This is a genomic window from Agrobacterium sp. YIC 4121 (assembly GCF_002008205.1).
GTDB classification, from domain to species: domain Bacteria; phylum Pseudomonadota; class Alphaproteobacteria; order Rhizobiales; family Rhizobiaceae; genus Agrobacterium; species Agrobacterium leguminum.
On sequence record NZ_MRDI01000027.1, the window covers coordinates 206,068 to 224,763 of the forward strand.

The window sequence follows — 18,696 nt, forward strand, 5'->3', positions numbered from 1 at the left end:
ATCCGTTTCGGGACCATAGCTGCAAAGAAGCAACGCCGAACCCAACCCAGGAGGTCTCCGTCATGACCGATCTCGTTTTCACTGCAATGCCGGCTAAGGAAGCCGAAGCCTACCGGGCGGGAGCCGCCGACGCCTATGGCAATCCGCCGGAGAGAGCCGTTTCTCCCGGCGGCATGCCCTGCCGCCATTGCCTTTCCCAGATCGGGGAAGGCGAAGGGATGCTGATCCTCGCCTACCGGCCCTTTCCCTCGCTGCAGCCCTATGCGGAAACAGGCCCGGTGTTTTTGCATGCCGACGCCTGTGAGCGCTATCCGCAGACGCAGGCCATTCCGCCGATGCTGGACAGCCCGGATTATATCGTGCGCGGTTATGGAGCCGATGACCGCATCGTCTACGGCACCGGCGCGGTGACGGCGACAGACGAGATCGTTTCGCGCGCGCGGCACCTTCTGGAGCGCGCGGATGTCGCTTATGTACATGTGCGCTCCGCCCGCAATAATTGCTATCAGTGCCGTATCGACACAGCATAATCGGCAATTACATGCAATTTTAAGAGAAGAACTAAACGGCTCTCAAGTTTTTCGCGCCATGATGCAGGTATCGGAAACAATTGATTTGAGCAGCAAAATGACAAACAACCTTAATATGGCGACCCGGACCGCGCCCCGCAGCAAGACCAGGATTTTTGCGACCGTGCATTATTTCAGCCAGTCGACCAGAGGGCGTGTGGTCGATCTTTCCGCCACGGGAATGGCGCTCGAGCTGGATGGACCTTTCGCCGCCGCCAAGGGCAGCCGGGTCAAGGTGCAGAGTGAGGATCTGGGCTTCATCGAGGGCGTCGTGCAATGGCAGCACATGAACCGCCTCGGCCTGCAGCTCAAGCTTTCCACCAACACGCTGGCGCAGCTTTCCTCCTATTTCCGCTTCTTCCACGAAGAAGTGAAACCGACCCTCGCCCGCTGATCCAGGGCACGGTAGTGCGCAGAGCAAACGATGCGCATTCTCCGGTGCGGCGACACCTGCGCCGCACTCCCGCGATAAAAAATTTATCAAACGGTTGAAAACCGGCCCATCTGTCACGGGCCTGTCATTTTGGTGATGGACTCCTCTGCGATTGCTTCTACCCTGTCATTTTTCAAGACAGAGCAAGCTTCATCCGAAGGAGTTCCCATGTCGTCGCTTCTCGCTCTCCACCCCATTACCCGGCGTTCGCTTCTGGGCGGCATCGCAGCCTCCTCGGCGCTGGTGATGCTGCACCCTTTTGCTGCGCGTGCGGCGGCCAACCAGGCGCATCTGCGTATCATGGAAACGACCGATATCCATGTTCACGTCTTTCCCTATGATTATTACGCCGACAAGCCGAACGACACGATGGGACTGGCGCGCACGGCCTCGATCATAGACACCATCCGCGCCGAAGCCGGAAACTCGATGCTGGTGGACAATGGCGACTTCCTGCAGGGCAACCCGCTCGGCGACTATATCGCCTATGAGCGCGGCATGAAGGCCGGCGACAAGCACCCCGTGATCAACGCCATGAACGTGCTGGGTTACGATTGCGGCACGCTCGGCAACCACGAATTCAATTACGGTCTCGACTATATGTCGAACACGCTGGCGGGTGCGGGTTTCCCTTACGTCTGCGCCAACCTCACCAAGGGCCAGCTTGCTTCCGATCCGAAGAACGACGAGCTGTTTTTCAAGCCCTATGTCATTCTGGAAAAGCAGATCCGCGACGGCGGCGGCGTGACGAGCCCGGTCAAGGTCGGCATCATCGGCTTCGTGCCGCCGCAGATCATGATGTGGGATTCCAAGAACCTCGAGGGCAAGGCGCAGACGCGCGATATCGTCGAGGCGGCGAAAGCCTGGGTTCCGGTCATGAAGGAGGAAGGTGCGGATATCGTCATCGCCCTTTCCCATTCCGGTATCGACGGCAAGGGCCAGACCGAGCGCATGGAAAACGCCTCGCTTTATCTGGCGGGTGTCGAAGGCATCGACGCGATCTTCACCGGCCACCAGCATCTGGTCTTCCCCGGTCCGAAGACCTGGGACGGCATTGAGGGTGCGGATGCCGTCAAGGGCACGCTCATGGGCAAGCCGGCGGTAATGGCCGGTTTCTGGGGCTCGCATATGGGCCTCATCGACCTGCTGCTCGAAAAGGACGGCAAGAGCTGGAAGATCGTCGACTTCACCTCCGAAGCCCGGCCGATCTACCACCGCGACGAAAACCGCAAGGTCGTCGCCGATTTCACGGACAAGGCGGAAGTTCTCGCCGCCGCCAAGGCCGATCACGAGGCGGCCCTCGCCTATGTGCGCCGTCCCGTCGGCAAGACCTCCGCGCCGCTCTATTCCTATTTCGCGCTGGTGGCCGACGATCCTTCCGTACAGATCGTCTCCAATGCCCAGACCTGGTACATCAAGGACATGCTGAAGGAAGGGCAATATAAGGATCTGCCCGTGCTTTCGGCGGCAGCCCCCTTCAAGTCCGGCGGTCGCGGCGGTGCGGATTATTATACCGATGTCCCCGCCGGTGACATCGCCATCAAGAACGTCGCCGATCTTTACCTCTACCCCAACACGGTGCAGGCGGTGCTGATCAACGGCGCGCAGGTGAAGAACTGGCTGGAAATGTCGGCCGGCATGTTCAATACGGTCGAGGCCGGGGCAAAGGACGCGCCGCTGCTGAATGCGGACTTCCCGTCCTATAATTTCGATGTCATCGACGGCGTGACCTATCAGATCGACATTTCCAAACCGGCGAAATTCGACAAGGACGGCAAGGCGGTCAACCCGGACAGCAACCGCATCGTCAACCTGCAATTTGAAGGCAAGCCGATCGATCCCGAGCAGAAATTCGTGGTGGCGACCAATAATTACCGGGCGAGCGGCGGCGGCAAATTCCCCGATATCGCCGGCGACAAGGTGATCTTCGTGGCCCCCGATACCAACCGCGACGTGATCGTGCGCTATATCATCGATCAGGGCACCATCAACCCGTCTGCGGATGCCAACTGGTCCTTCGCGCCGGTGGCCGATACCACGGCGATCTTCGAAACCGGCCCCAAGGGCCGCCACTATGCGGCCGATATCAAGGGCGCAAAGATCGAGGATGCCGGCGACGGCGCGGAAGGTTTCGCGAAGTTCCGTCTGGTTCTTTGAGGGCTGCGGGCTGCGGCCTTCGGCTGTTGGCGGCAGGGTGAAGCTCTGCCGTCATCCTTGGGCTTGTCCCAAGGATCTAACCACGTCGAATTAAATCAATCCGTAGCAGATCCTCGGGACAAGCCCGAGGATAACGCCGAGTTTGGTCGAAACTATCGGCACTACCGAGGGCTATCCCCTCAATCGCGTCCACCGAGCGCTCGCAGCAGAAGCGGCAGTTCCAATTGCGGTTTCTGCTCTATGCGCCGATAATCGCTGCCATCGCGGTTGCGGCGGATGAGCCTCAGGCCGACCATGTCGCGTCTCAGCATCGCCGCATCCCCGAACAGGTGCAGGCTATCCAGAAAAATACTGAATTCGCGCTCGGAAAAGCTCCGCCCGGCAGGAATTTTCGCCCATAGGTACCAGAGGCACAGTTCCTGCTGGGAGCGGCGGGCCGGCCATTGCATCAGCCGGCCGGCGGCGTCGAAGACACGAACGGTCTTCAGCACCCTGCCCTCATTAGCTGCCGGCAGCATATCTGGTCGGGATGGTCCGCTGTCATCGGATGGCTCGCGCGAGGCTCGCAAGTGCTGGAAATTTCGAAACCCGGCAGCCCGGCTCAGAAGATTGAGCATCTCCACATGGCTTGGCTTTCGGTCCAGCCTGCCGATCTGCTCGCGGACGGATTTGGCGAAAGTCGAGAGGTCGGCGATATCAATGGAAAGGATCGAACGTGGCATGACTTACCCTCAAGTGCCATTCCGAAAAGGTGTCGCTGATCGCCGGCTTCCGACATGGCACGGGATAAGTGCTGCCAAACTTTAAAAATGCAGGTTTAGCTTCCCTTGCGGGACGGCGATGCCTCGGTGAACTGCTGACCGTGGTTTAGGTATAGGCAGGCGACCCGCCCGCGTCAATTGGCCTTGCTGGCATAGCGCCGAGGTTGCCGCGCGTCTCTTCTCCCCGCCGGGAAAAGGTGGCCCCGCTCGGTCCAGACATAGTTAGACAATGTCACTCAGCGGCGACAGAAATGGTTCTCTGCTTGTGTGCCGCAAGCATCCCGTTGAAATCCTTGTGGTTCGGGCAGGCAGAGAGGCGTTGCTGAAATGCTTCGGCAAGCCATTGGCCGGCGGGGCCGGCGGGTGAATCGACCCGCCGCAGCGCAAAGAGCGGATATTCGCCCTGTTCATAGGCCTCGAGTTCAAGCGCCTTGAGGCTGCCATTGGTGATGTCGTTACGAACGATCGATGCGGGCAGGCCGCCCCAGCCCAGACCGCCCTTGATGAGCTGGTATTTTGTGGCGATGTCGCTGACCCGCCATGTCTTGTAAGAAAGCACATTGAAATCGCGGCCCTTGGTCAGGCCGGATGCATCGGTTACGACAAGCTGAACCTCCTCGCGCACATCGGCAAGGCCCAGCGGCCGCTCGATCTGCGCCAGCGGGTGATCCGACGCGACGACCGGCAACATGAAGGAATGGCCGACCTTTTCGACGACGAGTTCATCATCCTGGCGCAGCATCGCCCCGCCAATGCCAACACCTGCCTTGCGGGAGAGCACCATCTCCATGACCATGCCCAGCTCGCCGACATTGAGGCTGAGGGTGACGGTTGGGAATTGCTGGCGAAAATCCCGCAGCACGGCCACCATGGCCTCCGCCGGCACCATGGTGCTGATGGCGACCGAGAGTTCCGCCTCAAGCCCCTGCTTCAGCCCCTTGGCGCGGGCGCGCATCTCCTGCAGTCCGGCGACGATGCGCCTTGCATCCTCCAGCATGGCGCGGCCTTCATCCGTCAGCTTCGGCTGGCGCACGCCGCTGCGCTCGAACAGCGTCACTTCAAGCTGCGCCTCGAGATTGGCGATGGTGTAGCTGACCACCGACTGGGCGCGATTGAGCGCCCGTGACGCGGCGGAAAAACTGCCGGTCTCGGCAACCGTCAAAAACACCTGCAATTGATCGAGGGTCGGGTTCGCGTCCATGTCCCATCCATTTCATCGATAGATTGCTTCCACATTATCACAGTTTTCTTGATGGCAGTAATTTTTCATATAGAGCGCAAAGGAAGGGCATCGTGCTCTCCCGCCCTCCCAAGGCGCCCGTCAATTCATCGCATATGCAAGGAAAGACCATGTCCAACATTCTTCTCATCACCTCCAGCCCGCGTGGCGACGAATCGGTTTCCAACAAGTTTGCCGGTGAACTCGCAAACAAGCTGAAGGCCAAGTCGGCTTCCAACACCCTTGTCCACCGCGATCTCGCTGCTGACCCGATCCCGCATCTCGACACCGTCAAGACCGCCGCCATCCGCAAGGCGCCCGACCAGCGCACCGCCGAAGAAGCGGTTGCCGCCGATTATTCCGACAAGCTGGTGACCGAGCTTCTCGCCGCCGACACCGTCGTCATCGGCACCGGCCTTATCAATTTCAACATTTATTCCGGCCTGAAGTCGTGGATCGACAATGTCGCCCGCGCCGGCCAGACCTTCAAATACACCGAAACCGGCCCGGTCGGCCTCGCCACTGGCAAGAAGGTCTACATCGTACTGGCCGCTGCCGGCGTTTACTCCGAAGGCCCGGCGGTATCGATGAACCATGCCGTTCCTTACCTGAAGACCGTTCTCGGCTTCATGGGCATGACCGATGTGGAAGTCATCTATGTCGAAGGCCTGGCATTCGGTCCGGAAGCCGTCGAAAAGGCTGTGGCTGCCGCTGAAGCCAAGGTTGCCGAGCTGGCGCAGGCCGCCTGAGGCACATCGAATGTCTGGGCGATGCCGGCCAGGGTTGCCGGTATCAGCCGACCCACATTCCGTAACGGCCGTGGACCTGGTCCCGGCCGTTATTTTTTGCCGCATAGAGCCGCGCATCGGCCTCCGATAGGAGCGCGCGGAAAAGCTGTCCATCCTCGAAAGCGGTGGCGACGCCGATACTGACGGTCAGCGGCGAACCGTCCGGCCGCTGCAGGTCCGCAAGGATCGCTGCCCGAAGATTGTTCGAAAATGCCAGCGCCGTTTCATGCGCCATTGCCGGCAGGAGGACAACGAATTCCTCACCGCCAAAGCGGTAGAGATGGCCCAGCGGCTGCACCGCGCGCTTCAGGACGGCGGCGAATTCCCGCAAGATATCATCGCCCTGCAGGTGTCCGAACGTATCGTTGACGGTCTTGAAATGATCGATATCGACAATCAGCACGCTGACCGGCCGCTTTTTCTCCAGGCACTCCACGACGACGGAGGGCGCATCGAGCTCCATGCGGGCGCGGTCCGATACGCCGGTCAACATATCGCGTCCGGAGCGGGACAGAAGCTCCTCGTAACGTTCCCTGAAGGTGAGATCGTTAAAGACATCGGCAACGCTGCGGCGTGTCAGAAAGCGGCCCTTGGCCGATGTCAGCCAGAGATAGGTGGCAAACAGCAGCGAATAGATGCCGACTGCCGCCATCTTCGCCTTCCAGCCGTCGTAAAAGACATCGAGAGGGGCGTTGAACAACAATCGCAGCGCCCCATAAAAACCCGCCTGATCGAAGCTCAGGATAACGACGCCGCAGATCGCAAAGCGCAGTACGATATGGCGCTGCAGATAACGCCCCAGTTTTTCGTAAAACAGGATGATGGCGATGGCGTCGATATAAAGCAGGCTGGTTCCCCAAACCATCAGCACGCCCATGTCATCCAGAAATGCGGTGCTGACCGACTGCCCGGGAACGATCGCCACCGTCTGATGGAAACGGATGATCTGCGCCATGATGACGGTCACTATATTGCCGAGAAACAGGCCGTAGATCGGCTGTCGAACGACCGCCGCGTCCTCCCGCATATAGAGCATGAGGATCATCATCAGCTTGCCGGCAAAAAGGATCGAGGAGCCGGGCGATGCCACACCGAAAGGCAGCTGCACGTAAAATACGGCCGCCAGGTAGGTTTCCAGAAAATGCATGACGCCCAGCGCGGTGAGAAAAACACCGATGCCGAGAATATGCCGGTAATGAAGGAAGGCCGTCATTACCGAGAAATAGACGACGGCTTCCGTCAGAAAGAGGGCGAGATTTGCCCATTGCATCGGCGCATGCCTTACCTCTACGCGCCGCGCGGCGTCAGTGGCGCGCGGCTTCACATTTTGAGGAGGATAGGCCGAAGCAAACAACGGAATCTTAATATCCGAGGCAAGAAAGCGTCATCATTTTCCTGGGAAAAGCGAAGCGCCGTTCTGGTCGATGATGAGCTTTGCCTTGCGGATCGTGAACTCAACCGCATCGTCCATGCTGGTGAAGACGTCGGCGCGCACGAATTCATGCACCAGCACTTCATCGCCGGCTTTTTTTTCGATGCGGCCCGCCAGGCGGAACTGGCCGCCTTCCTTGATCGGCGTCGCATAGATCAGATAGTCGCCATGCGCATGCGGCTCCGCCTGGGCGACCTTCTGCGGCGCGTCGGAGGACGGCTGGCCGGAGCCGAAGGCCGAGAGGATTTTGGAAAAAAACGATGCCATGGCTTTCACTCCCTCAATCTGTGTCAGTTTTGAAGGGCGGAGGTGATCCGCCCTTCCCTGCCTCTTCCGATCAGATGATCAGGTTCGACAGGATGTCGTTTTCGGTGATGTCCTCATAACCGAGACCGGCGGCTTCGAAGCGCTCCAGCAGGCCGGCGAAATTCTCCTTCGCGCTGGTTTCGATACCGATCAGGATCGAACCGAAATTGCGGGCCGATTTCTTCAGATATTCGAAACGGGCGATATCGTCATCCGGGCCGAGCAGGTTTAGGAAATCGCGCAACGCGCCGGGGCGCTGCGGCAGGCGCAGAATGAAGTATTTCTTCACGCCCGTATAACGCATGGCGCGTTCCTTCACGTCCGGCAGACGCTCGAAATCGAAATTGCCGCCGGAGACGACGGCGATGACCGTCTTGCCTTCCAGCCTCTCGCGGCCGAGCTTTTCCAGCGCGGTAATTGCCAGCGCGCCGGCCGGCTCCAGCACCACGCCTTCGAGATTCAGCATCTCGATGATCGTCACGCAGATGGCGTTTTCCGGGATGAGCATGACCTGCTCGGCCGGAAAATCCTTCAGAGCCTTGAAGTTCAGGTCGCCGATGCGGGCGACGGCGGCGCCGTCGACGAAATTATCGACCTTGTTCAGCGTCACCGGTTCGCCGCTTTCAAGGCTTTTCTTCAGGCTCGGCGCCCCTTCCGGCTCGCAGAACACGAAGTTCTCCTTGCGGACCGTGCCGGCCAGAAAGCCCGATAGACCGGCAGAAAGACCCCCGCCGCCAACGGGCATGACGACGATATCCGGCTTCGTGCCTTCCGGAAGCTGATCCATGATTTCGGCGGCGACCGTCGCCTGGCCTTCGATGATGTCCTCATGGTCGAAGGGCGGCACCATGTAGCCGTCATTGTCCTCAACATATTTGCGGGCGGCGGCATAACACTGGTCGAATATATCGCCCACCAGACGGATGCTGATGAATTCGCCGCCGAAGATGCGGGTCTTTTCGATCTTCTGCTGCGGTGTCGTCACCGGCATGAAAACAACGCCTTGAACACCGAAATGACGGCAGGCGAAAGCAAAGCCCTGCGCATGGTTTCCGGCTGAAGCGCAGACGAAAACCTTGCCTTTGCCGGCCTTGGCCACCGCCTTGCGCAGGAAGTTGAATGCGCCTCTAATCTTGTAGGAACGAACCGGGGACAGATCCTCACGCTTCAGCCAAATCGACGCGCCATATCGACGGCTGAGATGTTCATTCAACTGCAACGGCGTTTCCGGGAATATTTCCCGCACTTCTCGCCGCGCTGCTTCCACAAGCTGCTTGTCCACGATAGTCAATCCATTGAAATTCATAATGGCACCCGCTATGCCATAGGAAGACGTCCGAGACAAAGACTCATTTCAGCGCGGCAACAAACTCCGGGTTTCATTTCTTGAACAGCAACCTTCTGCGCTCGGTCATATATGTGGCGTCCATCTTCGGGCTTTACATGGCGACGGCCATGTTCCTGCCGGCGCTCACCGATCTTTATTACGGCAATGACGACTGGATGGTGTTTGCGCTGTCGGGTTTCATGTGCGGGGGCTTTGCGCTTGCCTGTGCGCTGGCGACGCGCGGTCCGATTGCGGCCTTCAACAAACGTTTCGGCTTTCTGCTCGTCAACTTGCTCTGGCTGGTGTTTTCCATTGTCGGCGCGGTTCCGCTTTACCTGTCCGAACTCAACCTGACGCTCGGCCAGGCGCTGTTCGAATCCGTTTCCGCGATTACGACGACGGGGTCTACAGCCATTGCCGGTCTCGACAACGCGCCGCAGGGCATCCTTCTGTGGCGTTCGCTGCTGTGCTGGCTTGGCGGTATCGGTATCGTGGCGCTGGGCCTCTTCATCCTGCCGCTGCTGCGTGTCGGCGGCATGACCTTCTTCCGCATGGAATCTTCCGACACCGGCAACGACCGGCCTTTTGCGCGGCTCGCGAGCTTCACCCGGGCTTTTGTGGCCATTTACATCATCATGACGCTTGCCTGTACGATCGCTTACGATTTTGCCGGCATGTCGCATTTCGATGCGCTGAACCATGCCATGTCGACGGTCGCGACCGGCGGTTTTTCCACCCATGACGCGTCTTTTGCCTATTTCAACAATACGGCGCTGCTGTGGATCGCCACCATCTTTCTGATCTTCGGCAGCCTGCCCTTCTCGGTCATGATCCTGCTTGCGGTGCGCCGCCGGCTGGAAACGCTGCGCGACCCGCAGATCGCCGTTTTCCTCGGTTATCTCTGTGCGATCTCGATTGCGGTTGGAGTCTACCATCATTTCAGGAACGGTGTGCCGCTGGATGACGCGCTCAGCCATTCCTTCTTCAATATGACCTCGATCCTTTCGACCGGCGGCTTTGCCAGCGACGATTATACGCTCTGGGGGCCTTTCGTCGTCGTCGTCGCCTTTTTCGCCACCTTCATGGGCGGCTGTTCCGGCTCGACGGCGGGCGGTATCAAGGCCTATCGTTTTCTCATCATGTTCAACGTGGTGCGCGCCGGGCTGAAGAAGCTGATCTATCCGAACGCGGTCTATTCGGTGCGTTACGGCCAGCAGGTGGTCGATCCCGATACCATCCGGACAATCTTCCTGTTCGTCAGCTGCTTCATCGCGCTGTGGATCGCCGGCAGCCTTGCCATGAGCCTTATGGGTTACGATTTCCTGACCGCCACCTCGGCCGTTGCGACCTCGCTCGCCAATGTCGGACCCGGCATCGGCCCGATCATCGGCCCGGCAGGCAATTTCTCCACCATCAGCGATCCCGCGCTTTATCTCCTCTCGGTCCTGATGCTGCTCGGACGTCTGGAAATCCTGACGGTTCTGGTGCTGCTGATGCCGATCTTCTGGCGCAGCTGATGTCGCGGCATACTTGTTGAGCGCCGGCGAATAAAGCGCTTGACCTTCCCACGTTGGAATAGTCCAGGCTCCTCCTGTTAGAATTCCAAACCATGGAGAACCGCCTATGTGCACCGCTCACCAGCATCACGCCGAAACCACCACGGCACCGGTTGATGCAGACCTTTCTTTTCACGTTGAAGACATGACCTGCGGTCACTGCGCCGGAGTGATCAAGGGCGCGATCGAAAAGACCGTTCCCGGCGCCGCCGTGCATGCCGATCCGGCAAGCCGCACGGTTGTGGTTGGCGGCGTCTCCGATGCAGCACGTATTGCCGAAATCATCACCGCTGCAGGCTATACGCCCGAAGCACGCGCCTGATCCGAAGAGATACCGGCGGCGCTTCATCCCTGCAGCCGCCGGATCGCCCCACCTGCCCCGCTTCACGCTGCATTATGTGACGGGTTTTGGACGGCATCCGTCCCTCTTTCCTCCCCGATGGCGAACGCCCTATCCCTTTCAATCAGGGATGACGGAGGAGATTTTTCCAATTTAATGAAGCGAATCATCCACATGCCGTCACACCGGCCTTGTGAACCTGTCTGTTCCCCTCCTCCGTCATTTCGACCTTGAGCCGGAACCAGCCGACGTGCGTATGTACGGCGGGAAGATTCCTTTCAGCCCAAGGACTTGGGCTGGCTGGATTCCGGCTCAGGGCCGGAATGACGGAGGAGAGGTTCAAGGGCCTTATCGCAAGAAAGACCCGGCTCTTGCGAGCCGGGTCCCTCTCAATCAGCACCATCGCACCAACTTACTTCGTCGCCAGATCCTTGGTCATGACAAAATAGTTCAGCGGATGCGGCTTGTAGTTTTCGAGCTTTGCCGAATAGGCATCGAACACGGTCTCATGGATGAGGAAGACGGAGACGGCTTCGTCATAAATCTTCTTCGCCGCTTCGCCGTAAATGGCGTAACGCTTGGTGGGTTCGCCCGCCGAATAGGCGGATTTGATCAGCTTGTCCGTCTCCGCATTGCAATAGTGCGAGATATTGTAGCTGCCGCCGCAGGTATAGTCGGCATTCAGGAAACCGGCCGGTTCGGCGACATCGGTGGCGTAACCGCGAGACAGCAGCGCCATGTCGAAGTTGCCGGCCAACATGTCGGGCTCAATGGCGCTGTAATCGGCAACGCGAACATCGACCTTGATGCCGATTTCCTGCAACTGCGCCTGGATGATCGCCGCGACGTCCTTGAGTTCGGTCTTTGCGGTATAGGCAAGGAGCGTCACCTTCAGGCTGCCGGGTGCAACGCCGGCCTCTTTCAGAAGGTCCTTGGCTTTTTCCACGTCATACGCGGGTTTGGTTTCCTTTGCAGCCCACGGTTCGCCGGCCGCGAAAGGCATGGTCGCGCCCTTGACTACGCCTTCATAGATACTCTCGGCGATACCACCCGTATCGATGGCGGCCTGGATCGCCTGACGCACCTTGATATTGTTGAAAGGCGGCTTTGAATTATTCAGCAGCAACTCGGTGATACGCGGCGACGGGATTGGCGCGACCTTGACGCCATCGGTGGATTCGATGGTCTTGACCGTCCATGGCGGCACGAGCCGGGAAACCTGCGCTTCCCCGGTTCGAACCTGGGTGGCGCGTGTGTCGGCATCGGGCACGAAATTGACACGGCCGCCGGAAAGTTTCGGCATGCCGCCCCAATAATCGTGATTGGCCGTCAGAACCATATGCTGGCTGGGATCGACCTCGGTGATCTTGAAAGGTCCGGTGCAGGTTCCGATGGGATCGACCTTACCGTCCTTGTAGGCGGATGGAGCGAGGATCGAGGTAGCAGGGCTTGCCATCTGCGCCGGCAGCAGCACGGAGGGTTCGATCGTCGTGATCTTCACCACATCATCGCCGCCAGCTTCGACGGCGGCAATCAGCTTCGGAGAGAAGGCACGGGCGGGCACGGGTGCTTTTAGGAGATTACTGAGTGCATTGACCGCGGCCTTGGCATCGAGCGGTTCGCCGTTCTGGAACTTGACGCCCTTGCGCAGCTTGAATTCCCACACCTTGGGATCAATCTGCGTCCAGGACTCGGCGAGGCTTGGCTCCAGCTTCATGTCATAACCGACACGCACCAGGCTTTCGAAACAACCCGCACGCGAGCCGAGATAGGCATCGTCGGAAGCCATCTGCCAGCCGGTCTTCACACCGAAATTATCGTCATAGGTAATCGTGGCGGCCTCTGCCGCAGGCGCTCCAAACGAAACCACAATGGCGCATGACGCCAGAAGTACGTGCTTCATCATAGAATATTCCCCTTTTATTTTCGATGACAACGCTCACAATTCGTATATTTTCACGAAATTTCACTCAATCACTACAAAGGCAATAAGAATATCCTATGGATATCTCTCGATTATCCATTCGAATATTATCTATTTTACGTTTTGTACTCGGAATTTTATTCCGATATTAATCCGTAAACACACAATTCATCTGTTTTTACGGCAACAGAAAACTGTAACTGCGTTGTCCGTCAGCCCCATTCCCGCCAGCGATGGCAGCGCGCGAAATGCTCGCCGGAAACGCCTTCCAGAACGGGTTCCACCTCGCCGCATATCTCGGTCGCATATTTGCAGCGGGTGTGGAATTTGCAGCCGTTCGGAGGATTGAGAGGGCTCGGCAGATCGCCGTCCAGAAGCATCTCCGGTGCATATAACCCCGTCTCGTCCAGCATCGACGATGCTATGAGAGCCTTGGTATAGGGGTGCTTCGGCGCCCGGAAAAGCTCCTCCCGGTCGGCGATTTCAACGACACGTCCGAGATACATCACCGCGATGCGATCGCAGAGATAACGCACTACGCGCAGATCGTGGGAAATCATCAGAACCGTCAAACCGTGACGGCGCTTCATGTCCATCAGAAGGTTCAGGATTTGCGTGCGCATCGAGGCGTCGAGCGCCGATGTCGGCTCGTCGCAGACAAGGAAGCTCGGATTGAGAAGCAGGGCGCGGCCGATGACGACGCGCTGCAACTGGCCGCCGGAACACTGGCTCGGATACCGGTCGTAAAAAGAGCCGTCGAGGCCGACCTCTTCCAGCATCCGGAAAACCCGGGCCGTGCGCTCCTCACGCGTGCCGATGCCATGCTGGGCAAGCGGCGCTTCCATGCTCTGGCCGATACGCATGCGCGGATCGAGTGCGGAATAAGGGTCCTGAAACACCAGTTGCACGACCCGGCGCATACGCCGGAGCGCCTCACCCTGCATGTGCAGCATATCGTTCTGCCCGATGCTGACCTCGCCTTTCGTTGCGTGGGTCAGCCGCGTAATCAGCCCGGCAACCGTGCTTTTGCCGCATCCGGATTCACCGACGAGACCAAGCACTTCCCCCTCGCCGATCGTCAGGGAAACATCGTCGACGGATTTCACCACACGGTGACCGAGACCCGATATGGGATAATATTTGCAAAGGTTTTTCGCGACCACGAAGGGTCGCTTGCCGTTTTCCGCCGATGGCGGGGTCTGTGTCGTCGCTGTCGCTAGCATCGTCGCCCTCCCTCAGCAGACCGTGTGACTGGCATGGTCGTGGCTGGCATGATCGTGGTTGGCATGGTCGTGGCCGACCGCCCAGCACCGCGCCTTGCGTCCTTCGGGCAAGGCATTCAGATCCGGTTCCGAGGCCATGCAGCGGCCTCTCATGCCTGTTGAATTGGCAAGCGCGCAGCGCGGATGAAACCGGCAGCCGCAGGACATGTCATGGGCCTGCGCACTGGAGCCGGGGATCGTCAGCAGCTGCCCCTCGCTGTCGGTGGTCAAAAGCGAACAGCTGATGAGCGCCCTGGTATAGGGGTGCTGCGGCGCCTTGAGGATCGCCTGGGTCGGCCCCTCCTCGACGATGCGGCCGGCATACATGACCGCGATCCGGTCCGCGAAGGCGGCGACGACCGAGAGGTCATGGGTGATGAGCAGCGTGGCAAGCCGGCGCTTGCGGCGTTCGTCGTCGAGCAGTCGCAGGATTTGTGCCTGAACGGTGACATCAAGCGCCGTCGTCGGTTCGTCGGCGATCAGAAGCCGCGGATTGCCGGAGAGTGCGGCCGCAATCATCACACGTTGCGCCATGCCGCCGGAAAGCTCGTGCGCGAAGCATTGCGCCCGCGCCGACGGATCGGGAATGCCGACATCCGACAGAAGGCCGACGACCCGGTTAAGCGCGGCGTGCCGGCTCATTTTACGGTGGATCCAGAGCGGCTCCGCCACCTGCGTCCTCACCCGGCTGGTTGGGTCGAGCATGGCCTGCGGCTGCTGGAACAGCATGCTGATATCTGCGCCGCGCAGCGCATCGAGTTCGGAGGATGAAAGCGCGAGAATATCGCGACCGGCAAAGGAAATGCGGCCGGAATTGATTTCCGCGCCATGCGGCAAAAGCCGCATCAGTGACAGCGCCGTCATGCTCTTGCCCGACCCGGATTCGCCGACGAGAGCGACGACTTCTCCGGCGTTGACGGAAAGCGTCAGGCCCGAAATAACAAACTTGCGGCCATTTTGCGCCGGCACTGAAACGTGCAGGTCCTCTATCTCCAGAAGCGGTGCGCATTCAGGGGATATGGCCGTATTGGCAAGCGTTTGTCCTTCGATATTCATAAGAGTTCCCCTTATTTTTATTGAATCGGAGGCATTGCGTATTCTTCATGCGGCTTCAGACGATATTACTCTCCTTCCGGTTCCGTTGCGTCATCTATGTTTGACAATCGTCAAATCGACCATTGCCCGTTGGCAGGCGTCAATGACCGTTGGTTTTCTTCGTTTCCAGGTTCAGGCCATGGCCGATCCACGTCACGCTGAGCGCCGCCAGGAAAATCGCCAGACCCGGTGCAATGACGAGAACGGGCATCCGTTCCGCGTAAGCCTGCGCATCGGCCAGCATCAGCGCCCAGTCGGCCGCTGGCGGCTGTACGCCGAGGCCCAGAAACGACAATCCGCCCACCGTTATCAGCTTGTGGCCAAAGCGCAGGAACGCCACGGCCGCGATGGGCCAGATCGTGTTGGGAATGATATGCCGGAAGATGATGAAGCGCCGTGTGCAGCCGAGCACCTCTGCCGCGCGGATATATTCGCGGGAATTGATCGATAGCGTCAGCCCCCGCGCCAGCCGCGCAAAAGGTGTCCAGCCAACGATGGTCAGCGATGCGATCAGCGTGCCATATCCCGGACCGAAGATTGCGACGAGGAAAATCGCGATCACCACGTCCGGTATGGCGATGAGCAGGTCCACGATGCGCATCAGCACTTCGTCGACGATGCCGCGGCTGCGGCCGCTGATGATGCCGATGAAGGTTCCGATCACCACCGACAGAATGACGGTGATGGCGGCAATCGTGACCGTGAAGCGGCCGCCGATCAACAGCCGGCTCAAGACATCGCGCCCGAGATGGTCCGTCCCAAGCCAATAGGCAGCGCTCGGCGCATTCAGCCTGAGCCGAAGGCTCTGCTTTGCCGGATCATAGGGCGAAATCCACGGCGCGATCACCAGCAAGAGGATGATGACGAGAAAAATCGCCGATCCCGCATAGAAGGTCCAGTGCCGGCGGCGGATGAAATCCGTGAAGCGGGCGAGGTTCGAAGGGCGCTTGGGCGTGGTCATCGGCATGGCGGCGGCAGACGCGCTCGGGAAGTGGCTAATGGTCATGGTGAGCTCGCATTGCTGGATTGATCAGGACATAAAAGCTGTCGGCGAGGGTATTGATCAGGATGGAGAGCGCCACGATGCAGATGAAACCGCCCTGCAGCATCGGAATATCGCGATTGACCACGGCGTCGTAGAGAAGCCGGCCCATGCCGGGAATGGCGAAGATGACTTCCACCACCACCGATCCGCCAAGCAGGCCGGCAAGCCACAGGGCGAAGAAGGTGACCACCGGCAGCGAGCCGTTGCGAATGCCGTGGCGCATGACCGTGCCATGCATGCCGAGACCGCGGCTGCGGGCCGCCGTGATATAGGGCGCGCGCAGAACTTCGGCCATTGCCGCACGCGTCACCTGGGTGAAATAGGCAAGCGGCCGCAGCGTCAGGGTCAGCGCAGGAAGCACCAGCGAACGCCAGCTATCCCATCCGGCCGAGGGCAGCCAGCCGAGATAGAGCGCGAAGACCAGCGCCGACATCGGCGCAAACCAGTATTCGGGCGTTGCAACGAAGGTCTGGATCATCAGCGTCGCGAAATTGTCCAGCCGACCGCCGGGACGCATCGCCGCCAGAGTGCCGAGCGGCAGGGCGACAGCCACCGCGACCGCCAGCGCCGTCAGCGCCAGCGTCACCGACACCCAGAGCGACCGCAAAAGCTCGGCGGCGACCGGCTGGCTGCTGGTGAAGGAAAATCCGAGATCGCCCCGCAGCGCGCCCGACAACCAGGCGAAATATTGCACATAGAGCGGGCGGTCCAGTCCGAGGCTGACCCTGAGCGCCTCGACCGCATGCGGATCGAGCGCCGTATCTCGCATGCGCGACATGAGAATGGTGCGGGCCGGATCGCCGCCCGCCATATAGGGCAAAAGAAACGCGATGACGGACACGATCGCCAGCATCAGGCACAGAATAAGGAAGCGCTGTATTATCTGTATCCACATGGCTTGGTCTCCTTCACCACAATTGGCGTCTGCACTGCAATCCACGCCCGTTTCCCAAAGGAAAACGGCCGCTTATTTCACCGGGCGCTGTAGATCCATCACCGGACCGGAGGTGCCCTTCAGCATTCCGGTGCGCTTGGGCACGATGGCCACGGTCGTAAAATCGATATCTTCGGCATGGGCGAGATCATGGATGATCGGGCAATCCGGCTCACCATTGTCAGGGCAATAGTTTGCGAGATTTCGCAGCGTGTCGGCCATCTCGCGAAGCGTATGCATCTTCGCTTCCAGATCGACGACATGTTCCATGACGATGCGTTTGACATCGCAGGAGGCGCCGCCCGGATCGCGCCAGAGCGTCATAAGCTGCCTGATCTTTTCGATGGAAAAACCGAGATCGCGTCCGCGCCGGATGAAACGCAGCGTTTCCAGATCATTGGCCGTATAGACCCTGTATCCGGACTCCGTGCGGTTTGCCGATTTGATCAGGCCGATTGTCTCGTAATGCCTGATCATCTTCGCAGAAACACCGGATGCGGTGGCGGCTGTGCCAATATTCATCGATCCTGCTCCTATCTTTCCGGGGTGAAAAACACGTCTGCATGAATGTCGGCGGTGCGTATGCCGCGCGCCAGAAGCTGCGGCACCGTCGCCTCGATCATGGCCGGCGGGCCTGCAATATAGGCTTTCCAGCCATCGAGATCGTCGAAATCATCCGCCACGGCCGCACCGACATAACCGCACCGGATATTGGCATGTTCCTCATGCGAGAGAACCGGAACGAAACTCAGATTGCCATGCCGCGCGGCGAGATCGCCGAAGCGGTCGAGCATATAGAGATCACGCTCGGCGCGCGCGCCGAAATAGACATGAACCGGTCGTTCGCGGCCCGTTGCGAGCGCCGCCTCTACAACGGCCTTGACGGGAGCGAGCCCCGAACCGCCGGCAATGCCGAGGATCGGCCCGCAATGTTTTTCCCGCAGGAACGAAGAGCCGAAAGGCCCGACTATCGTGACGGGGTCACCCGCGCTTGCGAGCGAGAAGATGCGGCCGCTCGTCATGCCGCCGGGAACATGCCGGATGTGGAATTCAATCAGTTCCTCATCCAACCTGCTGGCAATGGAATAATCGCGCGGCGAACAGTCGGGATAAAGCAGGCGCACATATTGTCCGGGTTTGAAGGTAAACTGCCCGCGATCGTCAAGCCGGATGCGGATGAGCTTGATATCGTGCGTGGCATCCACCACTTCCGCAACCACGCCCTTAAAGCGGCCGGTCGGAATATCGGCGATCTCATCCGCCCCGTCGAGCCAGCTGATGGTCATGTCGCTCAACGGCACGGCCCGGCAGGCAAGCGTCAGGCCATCGGCTTTTTCCTCTTCGGTCAAGGAGAAGGGCGTATGCTTGAGGAGATCGATTTCGCCGGAAATGAGATGCGACTTGCAGGCGCCGCAGCGGCCCATGCGACAACCATGCGGATAAGTAACCCCTGCGGCCAGTGCGGCCTGAAGCACGGTCTCACCCTGCGCCGCCATGATGCTGCGTCCGATCTGCGGCAGATAGATTGTGTTGCCGGGCGTCATCATG

At 59.5% G+C, this 18,696-nt stretch carries 18 protein-coding genes; 6 read left to right on the top strand and 12 right to left on the bottom strand.

Features of this window, described 5'->3' with window-relative positions; all coding sequences use genetic code 11:
* The first annotated feature begins 62 nt into the window (after positions 1-62).
* From BTE54_RS22630 to BTE54_RS22640, 3 genes are all read left to right on the top strand, one after another.
* Positions 63-530 (top strand): DUF1203 domain-containing protein, encoded by a 468-nt coding sequence (locus BTE54_RS22630; RefSeq protein ID WP_078054046.1) that lies wholly within the window; start codon positions 63-65, stop codon positions 528-530.
* Between the two features lie 97 nt (positions 531-627).
* A complete protein-coding gene (locus BTE54_RS22635) occupies positions 628-963 on the top strand; it encodes a PilZ domain-containing protein (RefSeq protein ID WP_003502271.1) in 336 nt (111 codons plus the stop codon).
* Between the two features lie 207 nt (positions 964-1,170).
* The gene (locus BTE54_RS22640; protein WP_059752563.1) at positions 1,171-3,159 is read left to right on the top strand and encodes a bifunctional 2',3'-cyclic-nucleotide 2'-phosphodiesterase/3'-nucleotidase; all 1,989 of its coding nucleotides are present in this window, start codon (positions 1,171-1,173) and stop codon (positions 3,157-3,159) included.
* A 179-nt stretch (positions 3,160-3,338) separates the two neighbouring features.
* Here the strand turns inward: BTE54_RS22640 and BTE54_RS22645 are convergent, their stop codons facing one another.
* Both BTE54_RS22645 and BTE54_RS22650 read right to left on the bottom strand, forming a co-directional pair.
* A complete protein-coding gene (locus tag BTE54_RS22645; protein ID WP_078054047.1) occupies positions 3,339-3,881 on the bottom strand; it encodes a DUF2087 domain-containing protein in 543 nt (180 codons plus the stop codon).
* A gap of 271 nt (positions 3,882-4,152) precedes the next feature.
* On the bottom strand, positions 4,153-5,121 hold the full coding sequence (locus tag BTE54_RS22650; RefSeq protein WP_078054048.1) for a LysR family transcriptional regulator: 969 nt from the start codon (positions 5,119-5,121) through the stop codon (positions 4,153-4,155).
* A 149-nt stretch (positions 5,122-5,270) separates the two neighbouring features.
* On the opposite strand from BTE54_RS22650, the gene BTE54_RS22655 reads away from it, so the two are divergent.
* Positions 5,271-5,888, top strand: a complete 618-nt coding sequence (locus tag BTE54_RS22655) for an FMN-dependent NADH-azoreductase (protein WP_003521585.1) — start codon at positions 5,271-5,273, stop codon at positions 5,886-5,888.
* A gap of 43 nt (positions 5,889-5,931) precedes the next feature.
* On the opposite strand, the gene BTE54_RS22660 is transcribed toward BTE54_RS22655, so the two are convergent.
* From BTE54_RS22660 to ilvA, 3 genes are all read right to left on the bottom strand, one after another.
* A complete protein-coding gene (locus tag BTE54_RS22660; protein WP_065654026.1) occupies positions 5,932-7,197 on the bottom strand; it encodes a GGDEF domain-containing protein in 1,266 nt (421 codons plus the stop codon).
* A 117-nt stretch (positions 7,198-7,314) separates the two neighbouring features.
* Positions 7,315-7,626 carry an HlyU family transcriptional regulator gene (locus tag BTE54_RS22665; RefSeq protein ID WP_065654027.1) on the bottom strand — a complete coding sequence of 104 codons (312 nt, stop codon included), beginning with the start codon at positions 7,624-7,626 and terminating at the stop codon, positions 7,315-7,317.
* A 70-nt stretch (positions 7,627-7,696) separates the two neighbouring features.
* Complete coding sequence (gene ilvA, locus BTE54_RS22670) at positions 7,697-8,971, bottom strand: threonine ammonia-lyase (protein WP_078054049.1); 1,275 nt, start codon at positions 8,969-8,971, stop codon at positions 7,697-7,699.
* 80 nt (positions 8,972-9,051) lie between these two features.
* On the opposite strand from ilvA, the gene BTE54_RS22675 reads away from it, so the two are divergent.
* Together BTE54_RS22675 and BTE54_RS22680 are read left to right on the top strand one after the other, a co-directional pair.
* Positions 9,052-10,509 carry a TrkH family potassium uptake protein gene (locus BTE54_RS22675; RefSeq protein WP_065654029.1) on the top strand — a complete coding sequence of 486 codons (1,458 nt, stop codon included), beginning with the start codon at positions 9,052-9,054 and terminating at the stop codon, positions 10,507-10,509.
* A gap of 106 nt (positions 10,510-10,615) precedes the next feature.
* Positions 10,616-10,870 (top strand): heavy-metal-associated domain-containing protein, encoded by a 255-nt coding sequence (locus BTE54_RS22680; protein WP_003521591.1) that lies wholly within the window; start codon positions 10,616-10,618, stop codon positions 10,868-10,870.
* A gap of 430 nt (positions 10,871-11,300) precedes the next feature.
* Here BTE54_RS22680 and BTE54_RS22685 read toward each other — a convergent pair whose 3' ends face one another.
* From BTE54_RS22685 to BTE54_RS22715, 7 genes are all read right to left on the bottom strand, one after another.
* The gene (locus BTE54_RS22685) at positions 11,301-12,794 is read right to left on the bottom strand and encodes an ABC transporter substrate-binding protein (RefSeq protein ID WP_078054050.1); all 1,494 of its coding nucleotides are present in this window, start codon (positions 12,792-12,794) and stop codon (positions 11,301-11,303) included.
* Positions 12,795-13,024: 230 nt separating this feature from the next.
* A complete protein-coding gene (locus BTE54_RS22690) occupies positions 13,025-14,035 on the bottom strand; it encodes an ABC transporter ATP-binding protein (protein ID WP_078054051.1) in 1,011 nt (336 codons plus the stop codon).
* A gap of 12 nt (positions 14,036-14,047) precedes the next feature.
* Positions 14,048-15,130 carry an ABC transporter ATP-binding protein gene (locus tag BTE54_RS22695; protein ID WP_078054052.1) on the bottom strand — a complete coding sequence of 361 codons (1,083 nt, stop codon included), beginning with the start codon at positions 15,128-15,130 and terminating at the stop codon, positions 14,048-14,050.
* Between the two features lie 139 nt (positions 15,131-15,269).
* The gene (locus BTE54_RS22700) at positions 15,270-16,175 is read right to left on the bottom strand and encodes an ABC transporter permease (protein WP_078054053.1); all 906 of its coding nucleotides are present in this window, start codon (positions 16,173-16,175) and stop codon (positions 15,270-15,272) included.
* Positions 16,165-17,109: an ABC transporter permease gene (locus BTE54_RS22705; RefSeq protein ID WP_020810438.1), complete on the bottom strand. Its 945-nt coding sequence runs from the start codon at positions 17,107-17,109 to the stop codon at positions 16,165-16,167. The genes BTE54_RS22700 and BTE54_RS22705 overlap by 11 nt, the downstream gene beginning before the upstream one ends.
* Positions 17,110-17,181: 72 nt before the next feature.
* The gene (cueR, locus tag BTE54_RS22710) at positions 17,182-17,670 is read right to left on the bottom strand and encodes a Cu(I)-responsive transcriptional regulator (protein WP_065654034.1); all 489 of its coding nucleotides are present in this window, start codon (positions 17,668-17,670) and stop codon (positions 17,182-17,184) included.
* An 11-nt stretch (positions 17,671-17,681) separates the two neighbouring features.
* Entirely contained in the window at positions 17,682-18,692 is a 1,011-nt protein-coding gene (locus tag BTE54_RS22715) for a 2Fe-2S iron-sulfur cluster-binding protein (RefSeq protein ID WP_078054280.1), read from the bottom strand.
* Between the last annotated feature and the right edge of the window lie 4 nt (positions 18,693-18,696).